The organism is Psychrobacter sp. 72-O-c, assembly GCF_904846605.1.
Lineage (GTDB): Bacteria > Pseudomonadota > Gammaproteobacteria > Pseudomonadales > Moraxellaceae > Psychrobacter.
Map to the genome: position 1 here is coordinate 34,451 of NZ_CAJHBI010000027.1, position 12,538 is coordinate 46,988.

General features: G+C 41.9%; 10 protein-coding genes and 2 tRNA genes. 6 read left to right on the forward strand and 6 right to left on the reverse strand.

The window, feature by feature from the left end:
• Positions 1 to 134 precede the first annotated feature (134 nt).
• Complete coding sequence (locus JMX97_RS10375; protein WP_201557851.1) at positions 135 to 518, forward strand: GFA family protein; 384 nt, start codon at positions 135 to 137, stop codon at positions 516 to 518.
• 323 nt (positions 519 to 841) lie between these two features.
• Positions 842 to 1,324, forward strand: coding sequence for a DNA starvation/stationary phase protection protein Dps (dps, locus tag JMX97_RS10380; protein ID WP_201557853.1), 483 nt, complete (start codon positions 842 to 844; stop codon positions 1,322 to 1,324).
• Between the two features lie 253 nt (positions 1,325 to 1,577).
• On the opposite strand, the gene JMX97_RS10385 is transcribed toward dps, so the two are convergent.
• The 6 genes from JMX97_RS10385 to JMX97_RS10415 all read right to left on the reverse strand — a co-directional run bounded on the left by JMX97_RS10385 (position 1,578) and on the right by JMX97_RS10415 (position 9,465).
• Positions 1,578 to 2,669, reverse strand: coding sequence for a cation diffusion facilitator family transporter (locus JMX97_RS10385; protein ID WP_201557855.1), 1,092 nt, complete (start codon positions 2,667 to 2,669; stop codon positions 1,578 to 1,580).
• Between the two features lie 185 nt (positions 2,670 to 2,854).
• Complete coding sequence (locus JMX97_RS10390) at positions 2,855 to 3,421, reverse strand: acyl-CoA thioesterase (RefSeq protein ID WP_201557857.1); 567 nt, start codon at positions 3,419 to 3,421, stop codon at positions 2,855 to 2,857.
• A 398-nt stretch (positions 3,422 to 3,819) separates the two neighbouring features.
• Positions 3,820 to 4,230, reverse strand: a complete 411-nt coding sequence (locus tag JMX97_RS10395; RefSeq protein ID WP_201557858.1) for a DUF2177 family protein — start codon at positions 4,228 to 4,230, stop codon at positions 3,820 to 3,822.
• A gap of 147 nt (positions 4,231 to 4,377) precedes the next feature.
• The gene (locus JMX97_RS13805; protein WP_227671471.1) at positions 4,378 to 6,846 is read right to left on the reverse strand and encodes a DUF1365 family protein; all 2,469 of its coding nucleotides are present in this window, start codon (positions 6,844 to 6,846) and stop codon (positions 4,378 to 4,380) included.
• Positions 6,847 to 6,915: 69 nt separating this feature from the next.
• Positions 6,916 to 8,673: an NAD(P)/FAD-dependent oxidoreductase gene (locus JMX97_RS10410; RefSeq protein ID WP_201557859.1), complete on the reverse strand. Its 1,758-nt coding sequence runs from the start codon at positions 8,671 to 8,673 to the stop codon at positions 6,916 to 6,918.
• A gap of 54 nt (positions 8,674 to 8,727) precedes the next feature.
• Positions 8,728 to 9,465 (reverse strand): SDR family NAD(P)-dependent oxidoreductase, encoded by a 738-nt coding sequence (locus tag JMX97_RS10415; protein WP_201557864.1) that lies wholly within the window; start codon positions 9,463 to 9,465, stop codon positions 8,728 to 8,730.
• A 522-nt stretch (positions 9,466 to 9,987) separates the two neighbouring features.
• Between JMX97_RS10415 and JMX97_RS10420 the strand changes: the two genes are divergently transcribed.
• From JMX97_RS10420 to JMX97_RS10435, 4 genes are all read left to right on the forward strand, one after another.
• Positions 9,988 to 11,190, forward strand: a complete 1,203-nt coding sequence (locus JMX97_RS10420) for a pyridoxal phosphate-dependent aminotransferase (protein WP_201557866.1) — start codon at positions 9,988 to 9,990, stop codon at positions 11,188 to 11,190.
• A 282-nt stretch (positions 11,191 to 11,472) separates the two neighbouring features.
• Positions 11,473 to 11,548 (forward strand) — tRNA-Asn (locus JMX97_RS10425).
• Positions 11,549 to 11,878: 330 nt separating this feature from the next.
• Positions 11,879 to 11,954, forward strand: a tRNA-Asn gene (locus JMX97_RS10430).
• Between the two features lie 274 nt (positions 11,955 to 12,228).
• Positions 12,229 to 12,538, forward strand: a 310-nt coding sequence (locus tag JMX97_RS10435; RefSeq protein ID WP_201557868.1) for a CopG family transcriptional regulator, incomplete at its 3' end; no start/stop codon positions are given.

Here is a 12,538-nt window from a genome sequence, read left to right on the forward strand (position 1 = left end):
GCTATGATAGATGTAAATGAGAACTAAATACATTCCAACGACAAAACACGGTGAAAGGAAAGCCTAAAAAATCAGGTATAGTCTAAGGCGAATCATTAATAACAGTAATCATAATAGTAATGAAGGAATGTTTTATGAAAGGCAACTGTCTGTGCGGTAATGTGACCGTTGAAATAGAAGATATTAACACCTTTGAGGCCTGCCACTGCGGTATGTGCCGGCGCTGGGGTAGCGGTCCACTGATGGCGGTACATAGTAATTCGAAAGTTGCTATTACGGGTCAAAAGTCAATGACCGTCTATCAATCATCGGAGTGGGCAGAGCGCGCGTTTTGTAACCATTGCGGTACCAATTTATACTATCATAAGCTTGGCTCTGAGACCTACGCCTTATCGCTCGGGCTATTTCAAGACCACCCCGACTTTAACTTTGAAAGTCAAATTTTCATTGATAAAAAGCCCGACTATTATGAGTTCGCTAACGTTACTAAAAAATTAACCCAGCAGCAGTCTGATTAATAAGCTTAACAAGATCTACAAATAAACATCAAACTTCCTGTATAAACTTGCCTGCACTATCAGTTAGCTTTACAAAGCTTTTCATGGTTAACAAAGTCGTTACACGACCACTTAACAAAGCCTAACGCTTAGGGGTTCAATCTTCGATACAAGCTGGTATTATCAATAATGAATTGATGAGCAATATAGTTAACAAACAATATATAGGCAAGATAGTTGTTCCGAACATGTATATTTCAGAGCAACCGTAGGTAAATATTACTTAATTAATTTACTTATAAATAAAAACTCAATAAAATAATTTCAAATAACGGAGTAAGAATATGAGAGAACGTTACGCAAGTGGAATAGACGACGCTACTGCACAAAAAATGTCAGATTTGTTAAATGCTAACTTAGCAAACGTCATTGACTTAACCTTAGATGGCAAACAGTGCCATTGGAACTTACAAGGTACTGGCTTTATTGGTGTGCATCAGTTATTAGATGACACTGCTGATCGTCTACGTGATGTATCAGACATGATCGCTGAGCGTATTGTTATCTTGGGCGGTGAGCCGAATGGTCTAGCAAGTCGAGTTGCCAAAGACTCTATCTTAGAGGATTACCCAACAAATATCACTGAAGTGCCCGAGCATGTACGTGAGCTAACCAGTCGCTATAAAAAGGTTGCTGCTACTTTACGTAAAGCAATCGAAGCTGCAGGCGATGCCGGTGATGAAGATACCGCTGACTTGTTTACAGAAGCCAGCCGCATTATCGACAAAGACGCATGGTTCATCGGTGCCAATGCTCCCAACAAGTAATAGCGCTAAAAAATAAAGCTTTTATAATATAAATTTAAACTTAGATTATAGAGAGGTCACCATATTGGTGACCTCTTTTATGCTTGCAAGATTATAAATCTTCTGAATTTAGGGCATGATCAATTGAAGGCTTCTAATTAAAATATTGAATAAAAGACCCTTAAAATTAGACTTTACCCTACTTTATAAAATATCTTTAATAATTTGTGGCAGTAATTCGCTTGGTCTGTAACGGTATCTGGTGGCTTCTCAGCTACCCTTGATTGTCTGCTAGTTTTAAAGGTTCGGCATTAGGCACTGACAACGTTAAGATAGCTTCTTGAAACAGCGGATTGGCACGGAATTGGTTTTCAATATCTTCAAATTTTTGCGCAATCTTTTCTTCTTTTTGGTTGCCCGCGATATCTACTGCTGCCACCATAAATATCTTTTTAGGCCCGACCCATTCTAGGTGTAGATACGATATGCTATCAATATCTGCGTGATCCAGTAGCTCGCCTAAAATATAGTGATGCATTCTATCGGTGACTTTATAGCCAACTAAGAAATCGCGGTTACGGCTGATCAAAAATATCGCCACCACACCCAATAACAAGCCCACAATAATAGAGCCGAGCGCATCCCAAAATGGCTGACCCGTGTAAGCGTGCATGCCCATGGCAGCAGCGGCAACGACCAAACCAATAACGGCCGCTAGATCCTCAAAGAATACTCCGCGCAAGGTAGGGTTTGAGGTATCCATCACATAGCCAATGGCGCTGACGTTAATCGCCTCACCATGTTTTTTACTTTGCCGATAAGCTTGTATTAAGGAAAACCCTTCGAGCAGAAATGCTACCGCCAACACGATAAAGCCGATAGTGTAATTGGTCTCAGTTTCAGCAGCATTCCATTCTATAATGCCAGTATAGATAGAAACGATTGCACCTGCCATAAACACGCCAAAAGCTGCAATCATCGACCAAACATAGGACTCTTTGCCGTAGCCTAATGGATGGCTTCTATCAGCAGGTTTGATTGATTTTTTTTCTGCAACGATCAGTAACGTACCATTTCCAGCGTCTGCCCATGAATGCGCCGCTTCGGCAATCATAGAGGCTGACCCAGTCAAAAATGCGGCAACAGTCTTAGCAATAGCGATGATGAGATTGGCACCAACGGCAATAAATACCGTGATTAGTGAGCTTGAGTGCTTCTCATCACTATCAGGCGCAGGATTGGGATTAAAATCAGTATCATTGGGAGATCTAGACTTGCCAGCACCGCGAGCACGAGGAGGATTGTGCAACGGCGGCGTGACATTTAGAGTGGTTTTTGGATTGGCGAAAGATGGCTTTAAACTCATACTAGACTCTATAAAATGATATGTTTATGATGAATATACTGACCATAAATGCACTATTACTTAGGTTAAAAATTACCTAGGTTGAAAGATACTTAGATTAAAAGATATCTTAGCCTAAAATATGAAGGCAAAGATATCAGTAATTTTTTAGTGAATCACTGTTTAGATTTTGAGTTTTTGTATGATTAACTGTCGCTATTTACAGCGGCGTTATCATGAGGATTAGCCTGTTCATCGGCTATGTTAGAGATATCACAGCTGGGTCGACTCGAGCCTTCCGTGCGTAAATTTTTACGCTCTAGGGCAGCGTCAAAACGGCACTGGCGAATCGGTGTGTTAAGTTTGAGTGGCGGAACGGGCGTCGGTTTACCATTATCATCAATGGCTACCATAGTGAAATAACAGCTATTAGTATGGCGAATGGTTCGTGCTCGTACGTCTTCAGCCTCAACCCGGATGCCTATTTCCATCGAAGTGGTCCCTACGTAGTTGACACTAGCAGCAAAGGTCACCAGCTCACCCACGTAAATAGGCTCGCGGAACATCACTTGGTCGACCGATAGGGTCACGACATAACTACCGCTATAACGACTGGCACAAGCGTAGGCGACTTGGTCAAGCATTTTGAGTAGATCGCCCCCATGGACATTACCGATAAAGTTGGCCATATCAGGCGTCATGAGCACCGACATGTATAACTCATGATTTAAAGGGGCTTTTTTGGCGGTTGAGGTAGTATTGGCTTGAGACATTACATTCCTTACTAGCGTTTGAGACTTATTTATTTTGAGAGATATTTATACAACAGCGTTTATAAACTAACAACTAATCCAGCGCAAATTAATACCAGTTGGATAGTAGGCTCTTGATACCTGCTTTGGTACATAAGCAAGTATTTGTATCACACTACGCGACTAAGTGTAGCCAATCGAGGCTTATATGCTCAACCTGATTTCCGGCAGCTAAGCAACTTGTAATCCGCTATAGTCAGTACCAAATAAAATGGATACACATAAGATTTTGTATAGCGGGTAAAAAATTTTCTAGCTTGCTGTGCGACTGCGTCACTCTAGAGGCTTCGAAAATTTCTCCCAGCCATACTGTATTCGTTTTAAATTGGCTCCAACTATACAAGCTATCTTTAAAATATCTAGCTTAACCAATTAAAGTGATAAGCCAACCATGCCACGATAGCACTGACTGATCCGGTTAAAAATCCACCCCATGCAAAGTCTACCAATGCGGTATCTAGCGTAAATCCTTTATATAATGCAAGGTTGGTAAAGTCATAGGTTCCGTATGCCATCAGACCTATTAAGCCACCAAGCAAGAAAATATATCCAACTGAGCTACCGGCCTTGATTTGTGGATACAACACCAATATGCACAGCGCTAGTATATAGAACATGTAAAACACACCAGCGGCCAACATATTTGGTTCGTCAGCAAGCAAGTGCCCGATACGCTCCTCATAAAACGCGCTTTTCATGGTGGTTAACCAAACCGCATCGACACCTAAAAATATGACAACGGCAGCAAGATAGATAAATACATAACCCATGATAATATCCTTTTATAATGAGACTTGTTATAACAGTGCTTTCTTATAGCAGTGCTTTTTATAATGCGGCGCTGTTAGTATGAAAACTATTCGTCCATCTACTTAACAGATGGCCATGCATACGGTAGATCAGTAAAATGTAAGTTATCAATGCAAGCTATCAATATTATCTGGCTTGACTGCAGTCACCTGCACCACACCAATGGTACGCTCCAAAAACCCACCTTCACAATAACAAAAGTAAAATTCCCATAAACGAATAAAGGCCTCATCGTAACCGAGCGCTTTGATCTCTGTACGCTGTGACATAAAAGCCGCACGCCAATCACGCAATGTATAAGCATAGTCAAAGCCATAATCGTGTAGCTGCTTAACGACCATATCGGTCTGCTCAGCGAATTGGGTGGTCAGCTCTTGGTTTGATAGCAGGCAACCACCTGGGAAAATATGAGTCTGAATAAAGTCAACTGACTCCACATAATCATAATAGTTCTGGTCGTTAAAGGTTATGGCTTGCAGCACCATCAAACCTGTAGGCTTGAGTAAGCTATTACACTTGGCGAAGAATGTTGGCAAATACTCATGCCCGACGGCCTCGATCATCTCAATACTGACTAATTTATCGTACTGCCCTGTCAGCTCGCGGTAGTCTTGTTTGAGCAAGGTAATCTTGTCAGACAGGCCAGCTGCTTCAACACGGCGACGCGCTTCTTGGTACTGCGCATCAGAAATTGTGGTAGTAGTCACCTGACAGCCATAATGCTTGGCAGCATAAATCGCAAATCCGCCCCAGCCGGTGCCAATTTCAATCACATGGTCATCAGCTTTGAGTTGCAAGCGTTGACAAATAAGCTCCAGCTTGTGCTGCTGCGCCTGTGCAAGTGAACTATCAAGCGTAGGGTATACCGCTGATGAGTACATCATAGTCGGGTCTAAAAAGCGCTCATACATGATATTGCCCAAGTCATAATGCGCTAATATATTTGATTTCGCGCCGGACTTATCATTACTACGTAGCTGATGCTTGGCCTTCTCTAAAGTCTTACTGATACCGGCAAAGCGGTTCTCTAACTTATTAACAACGGCCAAGTTGCGCGCCGCCAATCGTATAAGACCCGTCAAGTCATCAGTATCCCACTCGCCATCGATATAGCTGTCTGCTAAGGCAATTGAGCCGCCAAATAACAGTTGACGATAGACCTTGCTATCATGAACTATTAAAGTCACATTCAGACTATGCCGCCCTACTGCCGAGCTGCTAAGCGGTGCTGAATCGGTGACTTTCAGATCCTTAGCTGTGTCTCCAAAAGTTTTCTTATATGGGCCCTGCTCATCAAAATCTTCGATCACCGTAATAATGCCGAATTGTAGGTGATTTAACGCGCGAAATACGGCCTGCCTTGCTAAATAATTCACACTATGGCTGATAGGCTTTAAGAGGGCACTATCATTCACCGTTTGGCTCATACGGGCAGTCATTTTTTCTAAGGCTGAAGTTGGCGTGCGGTCGGTTGGGCTTGCTGGCATCGTACTAGTATCCTTCTGTATATGCTTTGGGTGTTGTGACTGAGCTTGCAATTCTGAAAAATTCTTTTCTTTATCATTCGCTTTGGTAGAACTACCCTCTTTCTGCTGGCTATCTGCTAACTTCTCATCATAATTAATATAGGGCACTTTTTTGATGGCATAGAGCTTAAAAGCGTGCCAATAAATGCGCGTCAATGAGCTAATATTCATTAGCGGATTTTTCCGTAAGCTGTACCGAACAGAATCAGCAGTCATCGGTACGCCAGACATCTTTATGCCCGTTTTTAATACTTCACCGCGCGCGTCACTGATATTGATCGCAATACGAACTTGCAAGCAATTAGATGGCTCTTTGCTTTGTTTTTTTACCGAAACCTGCCAGCGATACTGCTGATCAATGGGATTAAAGGGGGACACATGAAAGTTTTTATCGTGACAAAACTCAGTGTCCACCCCATCTAATAAAAATCCATAATAATGGCGTTTATTCCACGGTGTGTTAGAGACTTCAGCTAATAAATGAGTCGGCATCTGCTCATTATCAAAGCCCAAATAGAAGTTTACTGGGCTAAAATATACCCCTACGTTACGGCAGACTACCAGCCCGATGATATCGCCTGTCGGCGCGCTACCGGTATGCTTCATAAACGCATGATGTAAACGTTTTGCTAATTTTTGAGCGGTTGCTTGGCCGGCGTTACAGTCGTCATTTGCATTGTCAGAAATATTAGCAGTGTTATCGTTACTGTCCCCATTATTGCCATCGACATCTTCTGATCCCTCTAAACCCATTAAATAATCTTCGGCGCAAAACTGCTGTAATGCCTTATGCTTTGCCGAGAATAAAGGAAGTCCCTTAAAACGGATACGCTTACTTATTGTTGGCGTCTTTACCTCTGGTAGGGCCTGCCCTGCTGCTAAAGCGCTGATATTCACGCCCCAATAACGGTACGGATAAGTAAAATTGTGCACACTTGGCAGCAGGCGACTATGCCACGTCGTACCATCAAACAGCTGATGCGGCATCGTTTGCGACACCTTTGAATGGATAGATTCAGACGACGGTGACAAGGGTGACAAGGGTGACATAATGTTCTCTTAAATAAAAAGTGACTTAATGACAGTATTACTTATAAACTATTTCACGGTATATGCAACCTAGCGGCGACGTCCGAAAAATCCGCGTTTCACCTTGTCTGTATGGCTAATAGCATCCGTCTGTAAGGTAGCAATATGATCAACCAGCTCTTGATTGGTAGTAGCAGTCATCACCTGACGTTTCTTAAGTTTGCGCGGCTGCTTATCCGCTTTTACCGGTAAATCCTGATAGCGAAATGGCGTATGCGCACTCTCAGCATCAGGCAGATGACTGGGATCAACCTCATCCTTAATTTCAATAGTGCTACCTAAAGCCTGACAAACGCGAAGACCACTTCGTACTCCGTCTTCATGAAAACCATTAAACCAATATGCCCCGCAAAAGTGAGTATGCAGACCGCTACCGGAAATACGTGACCACTGAGATTGGGCAGCAATCATCGCCTTGTCAAAGACCGGATGACTGTAGCCGATACTTTTAATCACCTGTGCCGGATCAATGTCACGGTTTAAAGTCACTAGATAGTTATGTTGCTTGGTCAAGCGCTGTAGGATATTCATATGATAAGTGAGCACTGGTTTTGATGTGACTTGCTTACTATTATCATTAACAGTAGTATCATTAGCAGCAGTTTTTTGGTTATTTCTTACATCAGCTTCTATATCTACCTTGTTGTTTATCAGATAATTCCAACTCGCCCATGCCAAAGGCTTCTTGGGCAACACACTGGTATCAGTATGGAGTACGGCAGTATTTTTGGTAAAGTGAAAATGGCTAAGCACTTCTGACTCATCTGTGCTGGCATCGCTCAGTAAACGCAAAGCGGTATCGGCATGGCACGCAAAGATAACCTCATCAAATGTTAACGATTGCAGGTCGCCGCTAGTTTTAGTCTCTGCATCAGTATTTATATTGGTATTTACATTAGCATCTGTAAAAGTTATGGAAACCTTGTCATCATAGCGTTTAATGGACTGTACTGGACTATTCACCCGCACTGTACCGCCCGCTTTGACAAAGCGCCTCACCAACTTATTGACATACTGCTTAGAGCCACCCTTGATAGTGAACCATTGCGGACGATTGACGACCTCCAGTAAACCGTGGTTATCAAAGAACTGTGCGAAAAACACCAATGGAAAGTCTTCAACTTTTTCCAGACTGGTTGACCAGATGGCTGATACCATAGGTAATAGATAGTTATCAGTGAATAACTGGCCATAACGTTTACTGGCTAAATAACTACCCAGCGTTTGCTCGGTAAATACACTGGTGTCTCGTCCTTGCGAGCGAGCATTGTCATAATCTCTACTAAGCTGAAGAATATGTTTATTAAACTGTAAAATATCTTTTATAAACCGCCAAAACTTGGGGCTAAGTATGTTTTTACGTTGCGATAATAACGTGTTGAGCGTATGACCATTATATTCAAAGTTGCGATCAGTGTTTTTGACCGAGAAGCTCATATCAGTCGCTTGAAATGGCACTTGTAAATCATGTAACAAACGGAAAAAATTAGGATAAGTTCGCTCATTAAAAACAATAAACCCAGTGTCAATCGCGCTAGTCTCTGTTTTACTCGCTTTTGGTTTTTTACCGTCTTGCAGCGCCACATCAATAGTATTAACATGCCCACCGATATAATCATTAGCTTCAAATACCGTCACATCATACTGCTTAGCCAAATAGTGCGCACAAGTCAGGCCTGATACCCCTGAGCCAATAATAGCTATTCTTTTTTTTGTCTGAGTATGTAATGAGTCTTTGACAATACTGCTATTTTTTACAGGCGTTCGCTGGCGACGAATAAACGACATAAACACTTTCCTTTGTACTCTATTTAGACATTCTATTGGATAGCATATTGCTAACTACTTTTTATTCATTTTCTTGCTAACTTGCTGCCAAACCATATCCGGTAACGTACCCAAAGCCTTTAGTGGTAACGTTAGCTTTTTAGGAAACTCAATCACCTCATCACCGTTTTCAATACCGTTACGAATAGCACGACTGGCCTGTTCTGGTGTTTGAAGAAATGGCATTGGGAAGTCGTTTTGTTTGGTCATTGCGGTTTCTACGAACCCCGGTACGACTAAGCTTACTGATACCTCATGTGGCGCAAGGCTAATTTGCAAAGTTTTCATTAGATAATGAATGGCCGCCTTTGAGCTACCATAAGCTTCTGCACGTGCGAACGGGACATAAGCAGACGCTGAACCGATTCCTACTAGCCGACCTTTTGAAGCAATCAGCTGTGGCAACACGCCTTCAATAGCATGTGACAAGGTACCCATATTGACCGACATCACTTTCATAAATGCGCTGCTATCAAAGTTTGGCATATCTAGATATTCGCACATGCCAGCGCCACAAATTGCTAAATCAACCTGACTGATTTTTTCAAAGGCCTCGATGACCTTATCACGGTCCATTAAGTCCAAATCAACCGGCGTTGCGCCTAGGTCTTTAAGCTCGGCAAGCGCTTCATCATCACGGCCGACCGCATATACTTCGTGACCTGCTAGAAGGTAGTCCTTGGCCAATTGATAACCAATACCAGAAGTCGCACCAGTAATCAAAATATGAAGTTTTTTAGGAGAACTTGTCATCTTAAATATCCTTTTAAATCGCTATGGAGGGACATCAAACTTTTAAAATATGCCTTATTGTATGCGAGCAGTAATTATTTTTATTCACGCTAAGCTAATCAAAGAACTGCTTTGATTTACCAAATCTAAATAATCAGTATTTAGACAATTATAGTATAAGGTGGCACGGCTATTGTTGTAACTTCGCAAGCGCATGGTTAGCTATCAGCTTTTATTGAGCCAACTTATTAAGACAATATGAAAACTAATACGGTTAACTCGCGGTAATTTTAATGCGAAGATAATCAGTGCAGACTATAATTCTTCTGTTACCAGCGGCCTAAGACAGAATAATATCAGCATGCTACAATGCCAAAACTGCACTCATTTATCTACGTATCGATTAGGCAAAGCTACATTTTTTACCTAATCGTGTCCCTACCGTGCCCTGATACCTATCAAAGCGTTATGAAAATCATCAAAACGTTATATAATCATTATCTGACTTCCCTAAACCTCAACCACAGATAAAAAGGATCTCTCATGAGCGAACTGCAACTGTCTGACCGTGTCAATAACATCAAGCCGTCACCTACCCTTGCCATCACCAATAAAGCCAAAGAACTAAAAGCGGCTGGCAAAGATATTATCGGGCTGGGTGCGGGCGAGCCTGACTTTGATACCCCAGAGCATGTCAAACAAGCAGCGATTAAAGCGATTAATGATGGCTTTACTAAATATACCGCCGTCGATGGTACGCCAGAGCTTAAAAAAGCAATCATTGAGAAATTCGAGCGTGATAATGATCTCAGCTATGAGCCTAATGAAATCTTAGTATCAGTCGGTGGTAAGCAGTCATTCTTTAACCTTGCACAAGCTTTTATTAACTCAGGTGATGAAGTTATCATCCCAGCACCGTACTGGGTCAGCTACCCTGACATGGTCATCATCGCAGAAGGCGTGCCGGTCATCGTCAAATGTCCTTCTGAGCAAAATTTTAAAATCACACCAGAACAGTTAGAAGACGCCATCACTGACAAAACCAAAATGTTAGTACTAAACAGCCCTTCTAACCCCACGGGTATGATTTATACCTTAGATGAGCTAAAAGCTATCGCTGAAGTGCTCAAAAAGTATCCACAAGTCTATGTCGTATCAGATGATATGTACGAGCACATTCGCTGGACCGGTGATAAGTTCTATAATATTTTGAATGCGGCACCTGAGCTAAAAGAGCGCGCTATTATCTTAAATGGTGTATCAAAAGCCTATGCGATGACTGGCTGGCGTATTGGTTATGCGGGTGGCCCTGCCAAATTGATTGGCGCGATGAAAAAAGTACAGTCGCAGTCAACCTCATGCCCAGCGTCAATCAGTCAAGTCGCTGCCGAAGCGGCTATCAGTGGTGACCAAAGCGTCCTTGTGCCAATGGTAGAAGCGTTTGAGAAGCGTTGTGACTTAGTGGTTGACGGCTTAAATGCAATTAAAGGCATTACTTGCTTGCGTCCTGACGGCGCATTCTACGTCTACCCTAATATTGTGCCTTTGATTAAAGCTGCTGGCTTGTCTTCTTGTACTGAGTTTTCAGAGTGGTTACTAGAGAAAGTTGGCGTTGCTGTTGTTCCTGGTGATGCGTTCGGTCTTGGTGGTCATATGCGTATCTCCTATGCCACTGATGAAGCCACGCTAAAAGATGCACTATCACGGATCGAAAAAGCCGTTGCGGACTTAGACGTTACTGAATAAGCGTTAATAATTAGCTAGTTTGAAAGATGATTCTTAAAAGTGGTTTTAAAATCAAAGAAAGGCGTCCTATCAAGGGCGTCTTTCTTTCTATTACTGAATCTATTGTTCATCGAATTTAGCGTATAAAATTCAGTGTTTAAGCACTAAATCTTATATTTTTCATGTAAAGTGCAAAAAAGGCTTGACCTATTTTTTATCTTTGCTAGAATACGCCCCACTTAGCACGAACTTGAAAGAGTCTGTGTTGAGCTAACTGTAAGATAATAGACACTTACAGCACATTCCTCAATAGCTCAGTTGGTAGAGCAACGGACTGTTAATCCGTGTGTCCCTGGTTCGAGCCCAGGTTGAGGAGCCAAATTTTAGTAGTAGTTAGTAAATTTTTTGAGTCAACTTTGATTCGATTATGGCATATGCCAAGACCCTCATCACTTTGATGAGGGTTTTTTTATGGCTACTATTTTAAGACATTGAATATCTCTGATGCTACTCGATTAGAAAGCTATTCTCGCTTTCAACCATGAGTTATTGACCTTAATTTTCACATTTATAGCAATAAGCAGAACTATCTATGAGGCTGGGGTTGACAGATATCAAAACCTTGGCTAAAATGTGCACCACATAACGCGAACGGGCTTAGCGGTTATTACCGTTGTTGTTTAGCCAGTTTTTTGTTATCACAGCTTATTCCTCAATAGCTCAGTTGGTAGAGCAACGGACTGTTAATCCGTGTGTCCCTGGTTCGAGCCCAGGTTGAGGAGCCATATTATGGAAAGCCTTCATCATTATCCGATGAAGGCTTTTTTATGGATGCTGTATTAGCGCTTCTGTAGTTTTCTTTTGAGCGGTTTTGTTGTATGGTAAGTATTATTGATAACTTTTGGTTAATAGCCTCTATCGTAAAAATTTTCAGATGGTAGTGGCGCTGTTAGCGAATAGCTTAAAGGCTGTTTATTAAAAAGTTGTCTAATGTTTAAGCGTTATCTCTAGTTCTGGTTCAAGTTCTTTATTCCTACTCACTCACAGTAATGGTTTATTATGATACCTGTACGCATAAAAAATAAATTTTCTGATCATCCGCAAAAAATCATGCGACCGATTAGTATTCGCCTCTCTGAGGAGATGATTGAGCTGTTAGAGGCCACATCATCAGAGCTTGGCTTTAAACGTATTCAATGGCTGATTCGTTTATACATTCGCCAAGGTCTTGACCGTGATCATCAAGACTATACGTTAGCGCACGATGAGGTGTTCATTGAGACGCTACGTAAGCGCGGTGTCAGTCAGCATATTATAGATGAGGCTATTGTGGTCACGCATAATAATAGTATTACCCATCCATTATCTG

What these genes read in the sequence shown, in the direction of transcription:
- JMX97_RS10420 (WP_201557866.1), top strand. Translation starts at nt 9,988, where the DNA reads ATGAGCGAACTGCAACTGTCTGACCGTGTCAATAACATCAAGCCGTCA.
- dps (WP_201557853.1), top strand. Translation starts at nt 842, where the DNA reads ATGAGAGAACGTTACGCAAGTGGAATAGACGACGCTACTGCACAAAAA.
- JMX97_RS13805 (WP_227671471.1), bottom strand. Translation starts at nt 6,846, where the DNA reads ATGTCACCCTTGTCACCCTTGTCACCGTCGTCTGAATCTATCCATTCA.
- JMX97_RS10415 (WP_201557864.1), bottom strand. Translation starts at nt 9,465, where the DNA reads ATGACAAGTTCTCCTAAAAAACTTCATATTTTGATTACTGGTGCGACT.
- JMX97_RS10395 (WP_201557858.1), bottom strand. Translation starts at nt 4,230, where the DNA reads ATGGGTTATGTATTTATCTATCTTGCTGCCGTTGTCATATTTTTAGGT.
- JMX97_RS10385 (WP_201557855.1), bottom strand. Translation starts at nt 2,669, where the DNA reads ATGAGTTTAAAGCCATCTTTCGCCAATCCAAAAACCACTCTAAATGTC.
- JMX97_RS10375 (WP_201557851.1), top strand. Translation starts at nt 135, where the DNA reads ATGAAAGGCAACTGTCTGTGCGGTAATGTGACCGTTGAAATAGAAGAT.
- JMX97_RS10410 (WP_201557859.1), bottom strand. Translation starts at nt 8,673, where the DNA reads ATGTCGTTTATTCGTCGCCAGCGAACGCCTGTAAAAAATAGCAGTATT.
- JMX97_RS10390 (WP_201557857.1), bottom strand. Translation starts at nt 3,421, where the DNA reads ATGTCTCAAGCCAATACTACCTCAACCGCCAAAAAAGCCCCTTTAAAT.